The sequence below is a fragment of the Paenibacillus sp. GCM10027627 genome (assembly GCF_042675505.1).
In the GTDB taxonomy this organism is placed as follows: domain Bacteria; phylum Bacillota; class Bacilli; order Paenibacillales; family Paenibacillaceae; genus Pristimantibacillus.
Map to the genome: position 1 here is coordinate 54,172 of NZ_JBHTHB010000003.1, position 18,997 is coordinate 73,168.

General features: G+C 47.5%; 18 protein-coding genes. 3 read left to right on the top strand and 15 right to left on the bottom strand.

The window, feature by feature from the left end; genetic code table 11:
* Positions 1-92: 92 nt before the first annotated feature.
* From cntE to cntA, 6 genes are read right to left on the bottom strand one after another with little or no spacing between them, the layout of a single operon-like run.
* Positions 93-1,295: a staphylopine family metallophore export MFS transporter CntE gene (cntE, locus tag ACFQZE_RS11995; protein WP_379357145.1), complete on the bottom strand. Its 1,203-nt coding sequence runs from the start codon at positions 1,293-1,295 to the stop codon at positions 93-95.
* A 53-nt stretch (positions 1,296-1,348) separates the two neighbouring features.
* Positions 1,349-2,083: an ABC transporter ATP-binding protein gene (locus ACFQZE_RS12000; protein ID WP_379358192.1), complete on the bottom strand. Its 735-nt coding sequence runs from the start codon at positions 2,081-2,083 to the stop codon at positions 1,349-1,351.
* Positions 1,995-2,891, bottom strand: coding sequence for a staphylopine uptake ABC transporter ATP-binding protein CntD (cntD, locus tag ACFQZE_RS12005; protein WP_379357147.1), 897 nt, complete (start codon positions 2,889-2,891; stop codon positions 1,995-1,997). The genes ACFQZE_RS12000 and cntD overlap by 89 nt, the downstream gene beginning before the upstream one ends.
* A 41-nt stretch (positions 2,892-2,932) precedes the next feature.
* Entirely contained in the window at positions 2,933-3,790 is an 858-nt protein-coding gene (gene cntC / locus ACFQZE_RS12010; RefSeq protein ID WP_379357149.1) for a staphylopine uptake ABC transporter permease subunit CntC, read from the bottom strand.
* Positions 3,791-4,723, bottom strand: coding sequence for a nickel/cobalt ABC transporter permease (opp1B, locus tag ACFQZE_RS12015; protein ID WP_379357151.1), 933 nt, complete (start codon positions 4,721-4,723; stop codon positions 3,791-3,793). It lies immediately after the preceding gene.
* Positions 4,724-4,775: 52 nt separating this feature from the next.
* Positions 4,776-6,389, bottom strand: a complete 1,614-nt coding sequence (gene cntA / locus ACFQZE_RS12020; protein WP_379357153.1) for a staphylopine-dependent metal ABC transporter substrate-binding lipoprotein — start codon at positions 6,387-6,389, stop codon at positions 4,776-4,778.
* Positions 6,390-6,631: 242 nt separating this feature from the next.
* Between cntA and ACFQZE_RS12025 the strand changes: the two genes are divergently transcribed.
* Genes ACFQZE_RS12025 through ACFQZE_RS12035 form a run of 3 tightly spaced genes read left to right on the top strand, consistent with a single transcriptional unit; the run spans position 6,632 to position 9,614 of the window.
* Positions 6,632-7,501 carry a histidine racemase CntK family protein gene (locus ACFQZE_RS12025; RefSeq protein WP_379357155.1) on the top strand — a complete coding sequence of 290 codons (870 nt, stop codon included), beginning with the start codon at positions 6,632-6,634 and terminating at the stop codon, positions 7,499-7,501.
* Positions 7,502-7,503: 2 nt separating this feature from the next.
* Positions 7,504-8,316 carry a class I SAM-dependent methyltransferase gene (locus ACFQZE_RS12030; RefSeq protein WP_379357157.1) on the top strand — a complete coding sequence of 271 codons (813 nt, stop codon included), beginning with the start codon at positions 7,504-7,506 and terminating at the stop codon, positions 8,314-8,316.
* 2 nt (positions 8,317-8,318) lie between these two features.
* A complete protein-coding gene (locus tag ACFQZE_RS12035) occupies positions 8,319-9,614 on the top strand; it encodes an opine metallophore biosynthesis dehydrogenase (RefSeq protein ID WP_379357159.1) in 1,296 nt (431 codons plus the stop codon).
* Between the two features lie 123 nt (positions 9,615-9,737).
* Here the strand turns inward: ACFQZE_RS12035 and ACFQZE_RS12040 are convergent, their stop codons facing one another.
* The 9 genes from ACFQZE_RS12040 to ACFQZE_RS12080 form a co-directional block, all read right to left on the bottom strand.
* The gene (locus tag ACFQZE_RS12040) at positions 9,738-10,112 is read right to left on the bottom strand and encodes a hypothetical protein (RefSeq protein WP_379357161.1); all 375 of its coding nucleotides are present in this window, start codon (positions 10,110-10,112) and stop codon (positions 9,738-9,740) included.
* Between the two features lie 39 nt (positions 10,113-10,151).
* On the bottom strand, positions 10,152-10,544 hold the full coding sequence (locus tag ACFQZE_RS12045) for a hypothetical protein (protein WP_379357163.1): 393 nt from the start codon (positions 10,542-10,544) through the stop codon (positions 10,152-10,154).
* 604 nt (positions 10,545-11,148) lie between these two features.
* On the bottom strand, positions 11,149-12,222 hold the full coding sequence (locus tag ACFQZE_RS12050) for a hypothetical protein (protein WP_379357165.1): 1,074 nt from the start codon (positions 12,220-12,222) through the stop codon (positions 11,149-11,151).
* A 690-nt stretch (positions 12,223-12,912) separates the two neighbouring features.
* A complete protein-coding gene (locus ACFQZE_RS12055) occupies positions 12,913-14,358 on the bottom strand; it encodes an alpha/beta fold hydrolase (RefSeq protein ID WP_379357167.1) in 1,446 nt (481 codons plus the stop codon).
* 92 nt (positions 14,359-14,450) lie between these two features.
* Entirely contained in the window at positions 14,451-15,263 is an 813-nt protein-coding gene (locus ACFQZE_RS12060; RefSeq protein WP_379357169.1) for an alpha/beta fold hydrolase, read from the bottom strand.
* Positions 15,264-15,540: 277 nt separating this feature from the next.
* Positions 15,541-16,776: a serine hydrolase domain-containing protein gene (locus ACFQZE_RS12065; protein WP_379358194.1), complete on the bottom strand. Its 1,236-nt coding sequence runs from the start codon at positions 16,774-16,776 to the stop codon at positions 15,541-15,543.
* 60 nt (positions 16,777-16,836) lie between these two features.
* Positions 16,837-17,403: a dihydrofolate reductase family protein gene (locus ACFQZE_RS12070; protein ID WP_379357171.1), complete on the bottom strand. Its 567-nt coding sequence runs from the start codon at positions 17,401-17,403 to the stop codon at positions 16,837-16,839.
* 423 nt (positions 17,404-17,826) lie between these two features.
* Positions 17,827-18,237 carry a small multi-drug export protein gene (locus ACFQZE_RS12075; protein WP_379358196.1) on the bottom strand — a complete coding sequence of 137 codons (411 nt, stop codon included), beginning with the start codon at positions 18,235-18,237 and terminating at the stop codon, positions 17,827-17,829.
* 358 nt (positions 18,238-18,595) lie between these two features.
* A complete protein-coding gene (locus ACFQZE_RS12080; protein ID WP_379357173.1) occupies positions 18,596-18,760 on the bottom strand; it encodes a helix-turn-helix domain-containing protein in 165 nt (54 codons plus the stop codon).
* Positions 18,761-18,997 lie beyond the last annotated feature (237 nt).

The window sequence follows — 18,997 nt, forward strand, 5'->3', positions numbered from 1 at the left end:
TGAAGTAAAAAGGGACAGGAAACAGGACACAATTCTGACTCTCACGTGCACTATTTTGACTCGGTAGTCGTTACTGCGCCTTCGCCAACATTCTAATCGATTGCTTCGCTTCTCATTTCATAGGGCTTTCTCCAAATGGCAACCGCCGATGCCGACGCGATTAGAATAGCGCAAATCAAATACATGGTTGAATATGAACTCCAGTCTGCGACCGGTCCCATTACGATCCCTCCCAGTGATACGCCAAGGTCGGCCGTCGCTATGAACAAGCCGATAAGCGTTCCCCGTTGCGACTTCGGCAGAACAAAGCTTAAATAGGTGGTCAGCGTCGGATAAAGAAGCGCCTGGGCAATGCCGAGCAGGATCGCCCCGGTATAAAATAAACCCGCACCCGCGTTCGAGGAGAAGCTGACGGCCAGTGCAGCTAATAAGGAGAGCAGCATGATGCATCCGACAAATGAGGAGCGCCACCTTCCGTCCGACGGAATGCGGGAGCGAAGCACAAATCTCGCAGCCACCACAACCGCTGCCTGCGTCATAAGAAAGATGGCTGCGCTCCCCCCCTGAATCTCTTGAGCATACAAAGGAACGAAGGCAGCAATCGCTCCGAAGGCAACCGAAGCGCCCAGCATCAAAATGCCGCATCTGAACAAGTGCGGATTGCTCGCGAGCTGGCCTATCGTCTTTACCATTGCCGCTCCAGAGATTGGCGCTGCGCCTCGGCTCTCCTCTTCCTGCTGCGGTTGCCCAATACGGGCCGTTAACCCTACAGCTCCCGTCAATACCGCTATCGCAATCATCCATACGGCGAAAACGCCCGGCTCCCCCGTCTGCCAAATGCCTATCGCCAGCAGCGGCCCGAATATGCCTGGCATATAAGAGCACAGAGAATACATGGAGATGCCCTGAGAACGATCCTTGTCAGGCAGCGCGTCAATGATGCCAAGCTGCAGTGCCATCGAGAAGAAAGCGGTGCAAACGCCTTGCAGCACACGAGCCAGAAAGTAGCCTTCAAGACCGGTAAACGTATAGAGCAGAAGCGCAGCCGCATGGAAGGCCAGCAACATACGCAGTACCCGAATCGGACCATAACGCTGAATCAGGCTGCCGGCCCATGGCCGGAAAACCATCGTTGTCAGCAGATAAGCTCCCATAATAACGCCAATCGTCGTATTGGACGCTCCTAGCGCCGCTCCCTTCAAAGGAATAATCACATTCAAAATCGAATTGGCGCTAAAATAAAGCAGCGTAAGCACATACAGCCGCAGAAACGGCCAGGATAACGCACCTTTCACGGCCTGCACTCCTTTTCTACTAGCTTAGTAAACTCGGTTTCCTTGAAAGTGGACTATAATAGAACCTTGCTTAGCAGTTCCATGGCATGCGCAGACCGGGCGTGCTTAAGCTCCGCCGTTTCGATAAGCTCCGCTATTTCACCGCCGTGAATGATCATAATCCTATCGCACATATAAACTGCAGCTTGTATATCGTGAGTAATGAAGATATAGCCCATGTTGTAGGCCATTTTCAACTCTTTCAACAATTCCAGCACTTGCATCTGCACCGTGCCGTCGAGTGAACTGATCGCCTCATCCAGCAAAATGCAAGAGGGCTGCGCGGCAATGCTTCGCGCTATGCAAACCCGCTGCGCCTCTCCGCCGGACAATTCATGCGGATATCTCGGCAGGTAGGACTCGCTTAACCCAACCGCTCTAAGCAGCTTCCCAAAATCAAAAGTGCCGTTTGTCTTCCCTAATTGTCTTAACGGTTCCATAATCGCCTGACGCACCGTAAAAAACGGATTAATGGAAGACGTATAGTCTTGAAAAACGGCGCCGACGGATCCAAGCCGGACGTTTCGATCTGTTATTGGTTTCCCGTTATAGCTGATAGAGCCGCTATCCGGCCTTTCAATGCCAAGCAGCAATCTCCCAAGCGTCGATTTGCCGCTGCCGCTGCCGCCAATGATTCCTAAAACTTCTCCCTGTCTCCATTCAAAGCTTATATTTCTCAGCACTTGACGACGGTTGCCCGCCCAGCCGGTTTGCCGATACGTTTTGTAAACTCTCTCCACTTTCAGCAACATCCGCACCTCCCATAAGACGGCTATAATGGCGGCTTACCTTCTCCTTGGAGGAAACCAGCTCGCGGGTGTAGGTGTGACGGGCTCCGCTAAAAATGTCGCGTACCGCGCCGCGCTCAATGATCGCGCCGTCTTTCATGACGAGCATGTTGTCCGCAATACGTTTTACCGCCCCCAAATCATGCGACACAAATAGAATAGAGCTCCCCAAACGCTCACGCAGCCGCACAAATTGTTCGGTCACCTCATACGCCGTGACGGCATCGAGAGCCGTCGTCGGCTCATCGGCAATAATGACTTCCGGCTCCAGAGCAATGGCCAGCGCAATCATCAGTCTTTGCAGCATCCCTCCCGAAAGCTCGTGGCGGTAGCGGCGCATAACCGCGTCAGGTTTCCGAAAGCCTACGCTTGTCATGGAGGAGCGCAGCCGATTTTCCATTTCGGAGCGGCTCCAATCGTAATGCGTGCGCAACGTCATTCTCAGATGAGAGCCGACGGGGCGCGACGGATCAAACGCGCTCATTCCATTTTGCATAATCATACAAAGCCTTCGTCCTCTATACCGCCTCATTTCCTTGTCCGATAGCTTTGACAGATCGACTCCGTTCATGGCGATCAGCCCTGACTGGGAAAGTCCCTTTTGATTCAGCCTCAGAAGCGCCCGGCATGTCAACGACTTTCCGCTTCCGCTCTCGCCGACAATAGCCAAACATTCTCCTTGCGCAAGCCAAAAGGAGCTGTCATGCACAAGCGATCGGCCGGAGCTCTCCTGCCAAATAGCCAATCTTTCGACTTCCAGTACATTCATGTCCGTTAAACAGCCTCCTTTCCTCGCACTCCGCCGCTCATTCAGGCTCTGCCCGCGCCTGCTTGCTTGCTCGCAGCGGCAAGCTTCGGATCAATGGCCTTTTGCAGCGCATCCGACAGAAAATTCACCGACGAAACTACCGTAATAATGGCGACACCCGGAGCCAGCATCATCTCCGGACGAGTGAACATAACCGCTCTTGCCTCATTCATCATCATCCCCCACTCGGCATGGGGGGCTTGAATGCCAAGGCCAAGAAACGACAGACCGGATAATTGCAAAAGCATTGACCCGAAAGCGCTGCTTGCGATAACCGCCATCTCCGGCAGCGCCGCCGGTGCAATATGCCGCGACATAATAGCTAAGTGGCCGATACCGAGCATTTTGGCAAATTTCACATAATTGGCATCTCCGTAAGGCATAACAGCCGTGCGAATGACCCGGGCGAACCAAGCCCACTTCATCAGCACAAACGCAATCAAAATATGGGTCAGCCCGGACCCCATTACGCCCACAATCGCCAGCGTCATGACGTAACCGGGGAAAGACAGCATCACATCGCAAATTCTCATGATGACCGCATCCGTCCTCCCGCGAAAATAGCCAGCTGCAAATCCAAGCAAAGCGCCTATTCCGACCGATGCGCCAAGAGCGGCAAGCACCCAAAGCACGCTAGGACGGATGCCCCAAATGAGGCGCGACAGGATGCAGCGGCCCAGATGATCGTTGCCAAGCCAATAGCTCCATGAAGCACCCGCGAACCGTAAATCCATATGAACTTCATTCGGAGAGTGCGGGGCAGTAAGCGGAGCGAATAATCCGATCATCAGCGTTGCCGCAAAAAAAGAGAGCGCGGCTGCCGCCAGCTTATCCTTCAGCAATCGAGCGAGGAGCTTCATCTAATGCTCCCTCCTTAATCTCGGGTTCATCGCGGCGTTTACCAAATCGGAGGAGAGGTTGAATAAAACAAACGCTGCTGCCATTACGAGCACATAAGCTTGAATAATGGGAAAATCCCGGCCCAATATCGAATTGACAATAAGCGTTCCTAGCCCCGGCCACGCAAAAATATTTTCCACAACAACCGTACTTCCCAAAATAGCCGGAATGGCAAGGCCGAATACCGACACGGCAACCTGCATCGAATTGCGAAGCACTGCCAAAATAACAAGCCGCTCCGATAAACCGCTGGCTCTGCCGTAGAGCACATAATCCTCGTTCAAATTGCTAAGCATAGAGCTTCGAATCAGCCTGAAATAAATGCCCACATAGCCGACAACGATCACCGCAACAGGGAGTACATAGCTGCTGAGTCGATCCATGCCGCTTGTTGGCAGAAGATCCAGCTTAATAGAGAAGTACCAAATCATCAGCACCGCCAGCCCATACGCCGGGATGGATGTAAATAGAAAGGCGAAGCTTCTGATCGCAAGGTCCAGCCACCTCCCCTCCTTCAAAGCGCAAACTATGCCCAGCGCAATCGACAGCACAATAATTATTAGCGCAGCCGCTAAAGTGAGCTTTAGTGTATTAAGCAGAGCCGGACCAAGAAGCGACCAAACCGGCTTTCCCGTCACGTAGGAATTCCCGAAATTAAGCTGAAAACAAGAGGTCAGCCAATCCCAGTAGCGAACAAGAAGCGGGCGATCCATGCCAAGTTCGCTCCTCATCTTTGCAATCAGCTCATCCGTTATGAAGGGCACCCCTTGCGCGTGCAAAACGACCTCTGCCGGATCTAGCGGCGACAGCCCGTTCAAAATAAAAGTCAAAAATGATATGGCAACAAGCAGCGGCCCCACCATAACAACCCGTTTTAATGCGTATCCAAGCATACCTCCTGCCTCACCCCTTGCCCTTGCTAATTCGCATTTTTCAAAAGCTTCCCTACTGCGTAAAGCTCATCTCTTCAAAAGGCAGCTCGTATTGGGTTTGCTTAAACGATATGCCCGTAAGGCCAGCCGGAGCGACTACTGTAACACTGCCGTTCGTAATCGGCATAAATACAGCTTCCTCATGCACGATAGTCAAAATATCTCCGTAGAGCGCCTTCCTCGCCTCTTCATTTGTCGAAACCATTACTTTATCAATTTTGCGGTATAGCTCTTCCGCTCTGGCGATTCCGCTAGTCGCATAACGGTAGGACGACTGGGCGGCAAACGCGGCAATCGTACTTTGCGGATCATACGCAAGCCCCCATGTCTGGTTGAACAACAGTTCGTAATCGCCCGTCGAGCGCCTATTGGCAAGCGAAGGGGATTCCTCGCCGACAAGCTGCAGCTTCATGCCGATTTTTTGCGTTTCACTTTGCAGGAGCTCCGCCTGAGTTTTTTGCGAAGAAGAATTGGTATCGTAATACAGCTTCATGACGAGCTCCTGCCCAGCCTTCGTTCGAATTGCATCACTCCCTTGCTTAGTCCAACCTGCCTCCTCCAGCAGCTTAGCGGCTGCTTCTAGATTGTAAGTCCGCTTTTGGAGCTGTACGTCGGCGTAGTTCACGTTTGAGGAAAAGAGAGTTTCCGCCGGAGTCTCCGTTCCGCTGAATATCGTTCGGCTAATCGTCTCGCGGTCGATCGAGTGCCAGATCGCTTCGCGAACCGCTTTTTCCTTGACTGGACTCGCCGTATTGCTGCTGTTGGCCACAATCATTTTTGTATTCATTGGCTCGCTGCGAACAATCTGATATTGCCCGGAAGCGGCGAAGTTTTCCATAGCCTCCACGTCGATGCTGTCGGCGCCCCGATCGTCGGTAAACAAGAAGTTGACCTCGCCTTTTTGCAACGCCAGCTGCGTAGTTTCTCCCGCTGGCAGCACTTTCGCTGTAACGGCTTTTATGAGCGGAGCGCCTCCCCAATACGTTTCGTTTGCTGCAAATTTGGCGAATTGCTCGGTCACATGTTTTTCCAGCTTATACGGGCCTGTACCGTTATAGCCCTTTACACCGTCCTTCGTCTCCCCATTCACAAAATCTTTGGGCGAGATGAATACGTATGGTCTCGTCATAGACAATTCAAGCAAAGTCGGATAATACGGTTCCTTCAATACGAGCTGTACGGTATGCTCATCGAGCGCAGTCACGTGATCGAGCATAGCGGAAAGCTTGATCCACCCGTGTTTAGCCGCATTGCGCTGCACGGCTTCCATGTTCAGCTTGACCGCTTCGGCATTAAATGGCTCGCCGTCATGGAAAGTAACGTTTTTCCGCAAATAAAACGTGTAGACTTTACCGTCTTCCGAAATGACCCAAGATTCCGCCAGCAACGGCTGGATCCCATCCGCTGTGTTCTCGACTAATGACTCGTATACGATGCCCTGAGCGGCCATTGATCCAGGGTATAGATGCGGATTCATATCGTTGATGTCTTTACCTGTGGCGTACACCAGTTCCTGAGCTTCCTCCTCCGTTTTTTGTTCGCCACCTTTGCTGTTGTTGGTGCATCCCGCCAGCAAAACGATAGCCAGAAGGGCGGCAAGCAAAACCTTTGTTTTGTTGCGTTTCATCGTTTTTACACTCCTTTTCACTAATAGTAAAATTTACGATTAAATGACCCTTTTGATTGTAATGATTACTATTATCATTTGTCAAACTATTTTTTTGTTAAAGATGTTTCATCAAAAAAAACGGTTGACGTCTTTCCAATTTTTCACTTATGATGATTCCAGTTTTAATCGTAATGATTACTAAATAAAATGTTCCATCACGAAACCACCCCCATTCTTAACACCTTATAGGAGGTTTCTGTATGAAAAAGGAAGTTGATTTCGTCAAATGCAGCCCTGCGAACAACATGACGATTCTCGTTAAGAGCGTCCATCCTGCCGAGCAGCATTCCCTTATTGCCGCGCAAATGATGGATTACGGACATCTCTACGCCGAGCAGGTCGGCTTCATTGAGAAACCCTCCACTTCTGGCCATGCCGCTAAACTCCAGATGGCTGGAGGGGAATTTTGCGGCAACGCTTGCCTAGCGCTTGCCGCCTGCCTCGCCTCGGAAAAGGAACTAGAGCCCGGCCAATCGCTGGAATTGCTGCTGGACGTTTCGGGTGCGGACGAGCCTGTGCCCTGCTTTGTGGAAAAGCTGGAGAGGGCCTATTTATGCGAAGCCGGTATGCCAATGCCAAAATCGATCCAAAAGGCCATCATCCCTTTTGAAGACATGCTGCTGGAAACGGGGATCGTTCGCTACAGCGGCTGTTTCCATTTGGTCATCGACTGCGAGCGTTACGGGCTTGAACGGGCAGCGGCCGAACGTCTGGCTAAACTGCTTGGCGTCGCTTCCGGCCATGATCTGGTCGGCATCATGCTTTATCGCCCATCTTCATCCGAGCTTGCTCCGCTTATTTACGTTCCTGCCCTCCATAGTCTCATTTGGGAGCAGGGCTGCGGTTCCGGCACGGCTTCGCTAGGCTGTTATCTAGCCTGGAGAGAACGGCGCTCGCTTAACCTTCATGTACATCAGCCGGGAGGTACGATCCATCTCAACGTAGGGTGGGACGGAATGGACGTGACGGATGTGTCCATCAAGACGGCTGTGGCCATTGTCGCCCAAGGCAAAGCTTATGTAGATGAGCTGGAACTGGAGCCATTTTCAATTCAAGGAGGAGTGTGTTAACGATGGAACAGCTTTATCAGCCGTTGATTCAATTTTTAGGGAGGTTCGTACAAGCGGATCGGAAAAGAGAATCCCTTTCCTCTTTAAGTCCGGAGCTGCAGCAAACGCTAGACGACTACTCTGGCTTTATGACCGATATACACAATCAACGTTTATGGGACGAACTAAAAGCCGGGGAAGTGGAAGAGCTTCACGCTCTCGCGGTACAGCTTCGCGACATATCGGCGCGCAGCGTATCCACCATGGAGAAAATTCGTGCGTACAAGCTGCTAAATGGCGGGAATGAGGGGCATGATTACTTCCGCAATATTGAAGCCTCCATTGAAAAAGAGTTCGGAAGCTTCACTGTGTCAGCCAATTCCAAAGTGCTGCTTATCGGATCAGGAGCGTTTCCGATGACGCCTTTGCTTATCGCACAGCGAACGGGCGCGGAAGTGGTCGGCATCGACATTGATCCTGAAGCTGTAGAGCTGGGAAAAAAAGTGGTTGAACGGCTAGGCCCCAAACTCCCAATCCAACTGGAAAATTTGTCTCTGGAAAGATTGCAAAACATTGGCGAAATGACTCATATCATCATCAGCTCGACCGTGTCCGTCAAATACGAGCTCCTTGATCAGATGCACAGTGCCGCTTGCCCCGATGTTGTCGTGGCCATGCGCTTCGGCAATGGGCTAAAGTCCCTTTTCAACTATCCGATGGAGGAAGTAGACAATAGAAAATGGCGGCTCGCGGAATCGATCGTTCGCGCGGATCATGTTTTCGATGTCGCGTTGTATCGCAAAGCAGGCACGCCTCATCAAGCAGGGAGGGATTAAGGATGCACCTTCTTCGAAAGGTACTTGTCGCTGGGACTGGACCCGCAGCCGTTCAGCTAGCCGTATTGCTTAAGCGATGGCGGGGCAGCCAGATCGGGATAGCCGGACGCCGTTCCGTCCGCTCTGCTCCATTCTTTCATGCACTTCGCGAAAGCGGCGGAACGATTGCCGTTAATACGAACCACCCGAAGCTAAGCGCATTCCAAGGCGAATATCGTATCGATTCGGAGTTCGATAATTTCGACAGCGTTCAAGGCGAGTGGGATACGCTTATTTTAAGCGTGACGGCGGATGCTTATATAACAGTGCTGGAACAACTGCGCCCCGAACTATTAAGAGGCTTGCGCTGCATAGCGCTTCTCTCTCCTACGTTCGGCTCCAATGCGCTCGTCAGCCACTACTTGAGAGAACAAGGCTGCGCCGCAGAGGTGATCAGCTTTTCAACTTACCTCGGAGATACGAGGCGATCCAGCGAAGCCCCGCCGAACCGCGTTTTGACTACAGCGGTAAAACGCAAAGTGTATGCAGGTGCGGCAGGAGAAGGGGGCGCGTCCTTAGAAATGTTCCAGCGACTATACGAAGACGCTGGCATTGCGTTGATCGCGCTGGATTCAGCGCTCGCAGCCGAAACTCGCAACATTTCCTTGTATGTACATCCGCCTTTATTTATGAACGACTTCTCGCTTGGCGTTATATTCGGCAAACCGGATGTGCCAACGTTTGTTTACAAGCTGTTTCCAGAGGGCCCTATTACGATAACTCTCATTCAGGAGATGCTGGAACAATGGAAAGAAATTTCGGCCATCGTCGAAAAGTTGAATTTGTGCAAAATCAACTTGCTTCAATTTATGGTCGATGACAATTATCCGATTAGACCGGAAAGCCTTCCCCGTGAGTCTATAGACGACTTTCTAGAGCTTGCTCCTATCCATCAGCAATACGCGTTGTATGTCCGCTACGCTTCCTTGCTAATCGATCCCTACTCGGAGCCGGATCAGGACGGCCGGTATTTCGACTTTTCCGCAGTTCCTATACGGTCTGTGTTTGTCAATCACGAAGGAGCTTGGGATATCCCGAGAATGCCGAAGGAAGATGATTACCGGCTCAAAATGATTCAGGGCGTCGCGCACGCCGCAGGCGTTCCTTGTCCAACTATTGACAAGTTTGTCTCCAGATACGAGCGGCATTTGATAAATGCAATCGGTGCTTTGCAAGACAGTCCCCGGTCGGAAGCTTTTACTCCTCAAAGCTTTGATCGCGATAGCCGGCGGATTTGTGCGGAGTTGAAGCTATTTTAATAATTAACAACCGATGTGCCTGTCATTCAAAAACAACCACTATTAGTTAAAAAAAGTTATAATCAATCGGGAGATTCATTTACATTGAAAATAAAGCTCACCTGATAGACTCCCGATTGGTATCTAATTCTTCATCGATAGTTTTTGGAGAAGTTGCTCCCCAGGGGAACTGAAAGATTTATTGCTGCTTATAAACTCTTCCACCTCTGACAATTTGGCTGGCCGATGACCAGGTCCACCGCATCCGCAGGAGTGATATGTAAAACCGTTTTGATATAACAACTGTACTTTTGCCCATTGTTTCTTATCGATTTGCCTCGGTGCTTGAAAATCATGTCCCATATCTTTCATGACTTCACTGCACTGAGGACATTTATATTCCCTTTTTGCATTCTCAATTTTACTAAGCTCATAAGCGGACTTTTGTTTGAATACTTTTCTGCAATTAAAGCATGCGTAGATATTTTTATATGGACCATACATTCCATATCTGCACATCTAAATTCCCTCCTGACTCATACATTTTTGCTGACTAGGCTATTCTAATGGTCTTGTTGCGCCAATGATTTGATTTTGCTGATCCAATTCATGTAGGGCCTCGTTCACAACATCATAGTTGAAGTCTTTAACAACAATCCTATTTTCTAAATAAAAAACGCTGCCGTCCATGTTCCGGTCTATGTAGTCAATCAAGCCTGCCTTCGTGCATATCCAACACCAACGTTTATTGCCGGTACTAAAAGTAATCGTAATTTCAATTAATTCTATAGAATTCTCACTGTCATCGTCTATTTCATCATCAAATTTCCAGCTTTGAATGATCGGAACACTGCTGTTTGGATCGTCAAAATAACCTGTTGGAAACCACCTAGTTCGGTTATTATCGCCTTTAATTCGAATTTGCTCCTTTTCAAAACTTTCGTCCAACACTACATATGTTCTCCCTCGGGTTAATGCGTTCGGGTAGGAGCCTACACTCGTACAAACTAACGTCTTCGATGGCATATTCTCTCTCCTAAAATAAGTATCAGTCACGATTTTTCGGTAAAATGGGGATATTTGAAAAACTCATTGCATCGTCAAAATCTTCTCCTTCGAGGGTTTACAAAAGGTAATATTGCGCAATTCTCCTTTCATTTACATCTACATCCAGTGTTGTTTGAACAAACTTTAGTGAGTTGTCATTGTTCCATCCATAATGACAAACCAAAGCTATTTCTACTTTTGTAAGCTTGGTAATGTTAGATATATCTTGATTCTCAAACGCTTCAATGAACCCCTTCCGGCTCCTCTTCCAACCAGCTGTTTACATACTCCCAAAATCCAGCATCAGCTTTTTCAAATGAACGGTGTCTCTCTGCAAATTTCTCCAGTCGAAAATGTCCTTAGCTCCTCCAGGTAACAACTTATTCATAATCATAATCAGTTTATAAAATTATTCATTTTTTAACAATCGGGAAGACATGATAGACTATTTCTAATAAGGTGAAGGGCATGAACTCGGTACTATACCGACTCCATGCCCTTCAATCGTTTATTTAACATTTGAAAAAGTAATGGTATGCGTATAAAATTCAGCACCAAAATCTTTAATAACGAGCTTTTGAACTTGATTGCTTGCATTCAGCTCAACTCCCAAAGTTCTATCTTTCCATGCTGAGCTGGGAACGAAATGAATGGTATATCTCCTATTTTCTTTACTAGCCACCTCCGTGAATTCAACCTTTTCCACTGCCGTTCTCATTTCACCCATGATTTGAATGCCCATGTCCTCTATCAATGGAGTGCCTGCATGACTGCGAGGATCTTTGGACCCTATAGTGACCGTTGATTTTGATGTATCTCCGCAAGAAGTGCTTCTCTCCCACCAGGTTAGGCCCGTTTTTTGGATTGACTCTTTCGAAAGAGTAAATGACGCAGCAAACTGGCATGCTGCACCCTTGTTGTTGAACTCTCCTCCATAAGTACCTGACACGCTTTGCACTATTCTAGTGTCAGTGGACAGTACGGATGTAAAAGAATAACCTTTTGCAACCGCCATTTTATTAATGGCATTCAGTACAGACTCTTTTTCACTATCAACATATGCTCTTGCTTTAATGGACAAACCATCCTTTTGCGACCATTTGTAAGTCCAGCCAAATTCCGTAACCGCATAATCCCAAATAAGCGGGAAATACGTTACGTTTCTAAACGATAAGAACGGATACTGCTCATTTTTTTTCAACTTTCCATTAACTTGTATAGGCGCTGTAATCACTTTTGCCTCATAGGTCAGATTTGGATCTGTAAGTGTTCCATCGTACACTTGGTAATTTCCAAAAGCACCTTTTTTAATAGATAGACCATCTTGCTTATTCCAAAAGGTTTCTACACCCATAAATCTACTATCCGAATAGGTCATAGGATAGTAGGTAATATTGTTGTATACCAATAGCGGATATTGCGAAGTCGTATTGCTGATCAAAACATCATTTAACCGGATATCAAAGGTTGGAAGCTTAACAGCTACGGTTTTCTGCTTTTCCGGAGCAGCATAAGTCTGCTCATGACCAAACATAAATAAAACTGCAAATGCTGCAATTAAACAAAGAATACGATTTTTCACGATACAACCTCCATATATTGGGATATTATATAGACGGGGTTATTTTGATTTTGTTGCATAAGTTTTAAGGAAATAATAATTGAATGGATACGATTTGATTTACAGTTGCCCGAACTGCATTTTCTTCGGCATGTAAAATAACTGCAAAAGAGCATGAAACCGATACAATACCGGCCCATGCTCTTTAATTGCTTCATCTATCGTATTTGCATGCATTCCATTATTTCTTTTTAGGTTGTTCAAAAGCGATAAAGAGTTTCCCAAAGGAACGACGAACATAGAAAAGTATTTCTTGGTGAGTTGCAATGTTTAATTGTATACCACTAAGATCACTTATAAATCATAGGTTTAGCTTGATGCTTTTTCAGCTTTCTCTAATATGGATTTAATGGTCATATAAAATTCCAAAAAGCTCTGAGAGGTCTTCATTGCCGAAGGATGCTGAATTCCTTATCAATCATCGTTTCATAATTCATACGTTTAAAGGGAAGTAACTTTCTTAGTTCATCATGCATTTTTTTCGAATTTGTTTCAACATTTGGATTGAAGAGGCTGCCCCAAAAAAAATGACTGGCTAGAACAAACGGAGTAAGACATATGCTGGTGAAGCGACAGCGCTCGTATTTGTATCCAAGTTCCATCCCTAACTAATACATTCAAGGAATTTGGATACAACACAATCATCGCTCATCACTCGACTTTCGTCGTGGGAGCATCAAGAAACGTTGGGATCATCGGCAACAGAAGATCGATGCGGGTTAAAATGTTAAAATGTGATGTATTCGGGAGTACACCTAGCTGAGAATTGGTGAGTCCGCCCATCGAGCCGTCCGCTTTACCACCGCCGAGTAGTTGGAACATGTCTAAAGCGTGATCGGGGCGAACTTTATCGGAATCCCCAATCAAGATCAACGTAGGAGCTTTAATCGCTGGAATGTCCTTTGTCCAGTCATATGCTTTCGTTTGGAATTGCTTCATCTTGGTGATCAGCGTCGTCCAGTCTTCGGGCTTAGGTGCTGCTTGGACATAGAGCTCATGCATCGGGGAGCCGACCATAGCTTCAGCATTCATCGATGCCATTCCTTCAAGGACTTCGGGATACCAGCCATCACTCTTGTAAGGAGCAGAAACAACCACCAGCTTGCGAACTACATCCGGATGCCGAATGGCTGTCTGCAAGGCAACTCCTCCACCCATAGAAAAGCCGAAAACATCGGCATTTTTGAGTCCAAGATGCTTAATCAGTGCAGCGGTGTCATCCGCCATTTGCTCATAACTTAACGGTCGATCAATATCAGCCGTGTGTCCATGGGCCTGAAGCTCAACGGCTACAACTTGACGTGTTTTCGCAAGTTCTGGCAGCAGCTGTCCGAACATCATATCGATTGTGGCCAAGCCGCCGTGAAGAAGAATCAGCGGTTGACCAGTACCATGAATCTCGTAATACATATTGAGACCGTTTATAGAAGCATAGTTGCCCTTTTTCGTTAGAGCTGTCTGCGACTCCACAAGTTTAATTGCATGATACAACCAAACCGCTGCCTCTCCTCGTGTCATTTCTTGCTTCGGGAATGCTGAACGCTTTCCATCTAGAGTAGCGATTTTGTGAGAATAAACCCTTCGTACGCTCTCTTTGTATTTGGGGTCGATTTGTTCGTCGTCCTCGAAGCTCATCGGCGTTTTATCATCTGGCAACAATCCAATTGTATCTATCGCTTTAATAAGTAAATCCGCGTATTGTTCCCTTGTTAGTACAGCTTGAGGGTCAACATTTTTCGGTATATTTAGCCCTTTCAAATTCGCAATTATAAATGTTTCCGCAAACCAAGCGTTGTTAGGAACATTCGTGAAATAACCTGTTGCCTCTTGTTTTTTTGCATCTGGATCTTTTTCAGAATGATCGTAATCTATACTTAAATTCAAGCCTCTTACGATTAGGCTTACGCCTTCGGCAAAGTTTATTTTGTCACGCGGAGCAAAATGTTCGTTATCTATTCCAAAAACGATTCCACGTTCCTTCAAATGAAGTATAATTTCTTTCTCATTCTCATTCAGATCGTTAAATGCAAAGACAGAACCACTGAATAATGTACAAACCAATATAATAGTAGATATTAAACTCACCAACTTTTTCACTTCGCCCACTCCTCTTCATTTTAAATGCAAATTGTTCAACTTAAAGAAAGTCCGACCAAACGTCTCTCTACATAGCACTTACATGCTGCAACTTAATGATTGCCGATAAAAAATGCCGCGAGCTCCGAGGAGACCTTTTTTGTGTCAAGTTGTTTGGCATGACCGAGTCCTTTTTTACTCAGCAGTCTTGCATTCGGAAGCACCCCCGCCAATGCTTGAGCACTATGACGCAACCTAACTGGACTTTCCGTTCCTTCAATCACGAGAGTTGGCATCGTAACTGAATCCCATAATTTAGCGGGTAATGCCTTTCCATTCATAAATCCATCGAGTAGCGCCGCGTCGTAAGGAAGAGTATGCGCAACAGCAATGAGCTTGGACCACACACCTGGCATTACACGCATCAAACTGACCACAAATGAAGGTGCGCCCATACCTTTAGTCATAAAATATTTGACGGCTTCGCCATGACGATTCGCAGATATTAGCTCTGTAACCTGCTTGGTGAAATTTGCAGGAGGGATATGACCTGCAGCATCGACTGCAAAGGGTGGTTCATGCAGCGCTAGCTTCGTAATGTTAGCCCCCGCTGCTGCCGTCCGCAGAGCTAGAACTGCTCCCGCTGATAATCCCCAAACATAGGCGGAGCCGCCTGCTTCTTCAATGATAGCCTGAAGGTCTTCCACCTCGCGTTGGATAGCATACGGCTGCATATCTCCGCTATCGCCGCGACCGCGACGATCGTAATTGTAGACCGTGAAATGCTTTGACAACAAATTAGCTAGCTGCACAAGCCCAGGGAATTTGCGATAGCTGAACGCACCCGCTACTAGAATGAGTGATGGTCCCTGACCAACTTTGTCGTAAGCAATCTTAGTACCGTCTTTTGAAACTGCTGTTTGCATCGTTTGTCTCCTTCTCAGTTATTACTGATTTTTTTGTTTTTTTCTTTCCCTCGCGGGCGAATATTTGAGCCTTTATTAAGACAACGAATCGATGATGACAAAATCGACACACTCGTAAAATTTTTTTAAAAAAACTTGTGTATCCAAATGCCACTGTAATCGTCATTATGAATTTGATTAGAGAAGTAGCGGTGAAGTTTTCACTTGGGGTCTGAGGATGAGGTTAATGGTAAAGAGCAGCTACTGATTATAGTGGCTGCTCTTTTTTGCTATTTTGTCAGTCTTCGATTGCCTGATAGACCGTAGTCCAGAAGTCGTGGATTAGCCGCGCTGAATCTGGGGTTGACATCCCAACTTGAGTAAACAGAATTCCGCTAAGTTGGTTATTCGGGTCGGCGTAAGTCGAGGTTCCACTTCCACCGTCCCAGCCGAATTGACCGACGGGCGCATAGTCACCACGATACGTGCGAACCGCCATCCCAAAGCCCCATCCGCCATGCTGCCCTTGGCCGTGTGACAAATGAACGTTGTTTTTGGCCAATGCGTCACGAGCTGCTTGCTGCTCGGGCGTAAGATGGTTGGTCGTCATCAGTTGGACAGCAGGTCGGGACAATATCCTCTCTCTTCCGTGCATCCCTTCATTCAGAAGCATCTGCAAATATGCGTGATAGTCATCGACTGTTGAGACTAGTCTGCCGCCTCCCCCTTGGAACGCTGGAGATTGGGTGTAGAGTCCCCCGACAGCATCGTCCCATACGATGAACTGTCCGGTCTGTGGATCAGGACTGTAAGCGGGTGGAAACCTGTCAATTTTGCCAGAGGGCACGTAGAATCCAGTGTCCTTCATCCCTAGCGGTTCGAGGATACGTTCGCGCAGAAACGTCTCGAACGTCTGACCCGTCACTCTGGCAACAAGCACACCGAGCACTTCGTTACTGATGTGATAATGCCATCGCTCCCCAGGCTGGTAGCTCAGTGGGAGTGTTCCTAAACGGCGCATCCATTCATCTGGCTCGGGTAGATTTTGTCCGGCTACTTCGTAGATTCCCTGCTCGAATATCGCGTTCATGATCGGAGTTCCCATTAACGTCAAATCCATTCCGAGGCCAAATGTGGAGGTCAGTAGGTCCCTTACTGTAATTGGGCGCCGTGCCGGCACGGTGTCATCCAACGGACCGTCGGCCCGTTTCAGCACTTGGCGGTTAGCGAGTTCGGGCAGCCACGGATCAACCGGATCGTCCAGTCGCAGCTTGCATTCGTCAAGCAGAACCATCATAGCAGATACCGCGATTGGTTTGGATGTGGAAGCCAATCGGAAGATTGTATCTCGTCGCATCGGCGCGCCGCCATCATGACGCATCGTGCCAAGCGCTTCGACATGCGTCTCACCGTTCCTGCTGACCAAGGCGACGAGCCCAGGTATTTTTCCAGAGTGCACATGTTTTTCCAGCACCTCGCGCATTCTGCACAAACCATTTTCGGAGAAACCTCTATTTTTCTGTTTTCTTGTCATCTTATTCATTCCCTTTCCCTCCTCATATTTCAGTTGTAGTATCTAAGTGGTTTAAAGTGATTAATTGTTTATCCGGTAGATTTGAATCGCCACACCTGTGCTTAACGTTCTGGTGTCTATAAAGCGCAAAACATGTTTCTCGATTCCCTCTCTGAACAGCCGTTGTCCGCGACCTAAGATCACTGGATGAACCCAAAGCCGATATTCGTCGATAAGATTATGTTTCATAAGCGTCTGTGCAAGATCGCCGCTGCCAACGACAAGCAAATCTCCGTCGATCTCCTGTTTGAGCATCGCTACTTCTTCCGCAGCGTCGCCATGGACGATCGTAGCATTCCACCCCGCAAGGCTTAGAGAGTTCGATGTTACAAATTTCGGCATGGCGTTCATCCGATCGGCCAGTCCTCGCATGCCTGTCACTGACGGCCATGTTGCCGCGAACCTTTCGTACGTTTTCCTTCCTAGAAGGAGAGCTTCTACCGAATGGGCTTGCTCAACAATGAGCTCCAAATGCTCATCACCAACATAGGGACGTTGCCATCCTCCGTACTCGAATTCATAATGTTCGCCCGGTGCCTGCATAACACCATCCATCGTGATGAATTGCTGCATGATGATTTTCCCCATTATTATCCTCTTCCTTTCGTATCTTGCGGTCGATTCAGTACACCTTGAATCTCTTAGATGTCCTTCCCACAACATTCAACTGAATTTCGCCGCTATTAAGACAACGAACGAAAGAGCGATCAATCGACAGCTGCGTTATTTTTTTCTGTGGCATTATTGGAATTGGTCATATAATCGACCTTCAAACCATCCGTTGTTCATTCTCATCGGGTTCCAAGGAAGGCTATAATTGATCAATCGATGACAGAATTACAGATTGAGACCCTGCCCTCCTGATTCTGTTGATATAAACACTTGGCAATCTCCATCTCGAAAACGAGGCTGCCGATTTTCCGGCAGCCTCGTCGTGGTTGTTTATGGAACTAAAGTTAATCGTTAGCAAAATAGCCTTATATCGGCTCTTCTGTTTCCTTGGAAGTGAAATTACTTTACAACATTTATTCCTAACAGCACCAGAATCCCCATTCCAACAGCCCATACTACTATGGCAATCGTCTGCCAAATCATCACATATCGTTTCGATGCACCCGATGCGATACAAACTAAAGCCGCGATATGGTCTCCGATTAACAAAGGACCTAGAAGCGACACTCCGGGAACACCGTACTTTTGGAATAGCTTCTGCCCGCGTTCTAGACGTTTATTGTGCTTTTCTTCTTTACGTTCAGAAGGTTTTCTTCTTTGCAGCCACTGCCTAACGCGATCACTAGCCAGGATAACAATCATAACCGAAATCCAGTTCCCGACGATTGCTGCTACGATCGTCATCACTGCAGGGAACCCGACCGCAATCCCTACAGGTACCGCAAAGTATCCTTCGAGAAATGGGACCATTCCCACAAGCATAACCCCTATAAATTGTAATATCGGACTCGAATCTTGCAGCTGTTGCAAAAATTGTTCCAACTTGCCATCATCCTTTTCTAATTTGTAACTATTAGACTTTCATACATAAGAATGTATCTCTATGCGATTATCAATAATTTTGATTGGTAAGGGCGCAATCCATACTTAGTCATTCACTTTATTAATTGATATTTTGCGAAATCAAGTACTTCTGACTGCGCTTGTTCAGAAAGAAGCCTTATGATATCTAGAAGTTCATTTTGCAGTACTTCGCTTTCTTCTAACGCTAGATTGGTCCTTGGTTCTTGCTCCGTTCCCTTAAGAAGCCAATTTAAGGTACCCCCCCCTAACGTTCATGTATGGACAAAACGGTTTCTACAGAAGGCGTACAATTTCCTAATTCTATATCGCTTAAGGTTCCTTGTGAAACCCCAATTTGCTTGGAGAACTCGACTTGAGTTAGACCAACTTGTTTTCTTAAACTTCGAATGTTTTCTCCGATTAGATTCATTTTCCACCCACAATCTGATTCAGGAAAGTGCTAATTTACATTCAACGATTGAGGATTACGTCACTATGAAAAAGCACTTTCCGAATCGCGGAGATTTTGAACCTTAATAACTGACAAACCCTTGACACGCCTGCGTTTTCCCGTACTCTGGTGACGGTCTTCCGTGGCAATTCATTTTACTGCGAGTGAAAATCGCACGTATAACGTGTGACAACAGTACGTATTACCCACATGAAA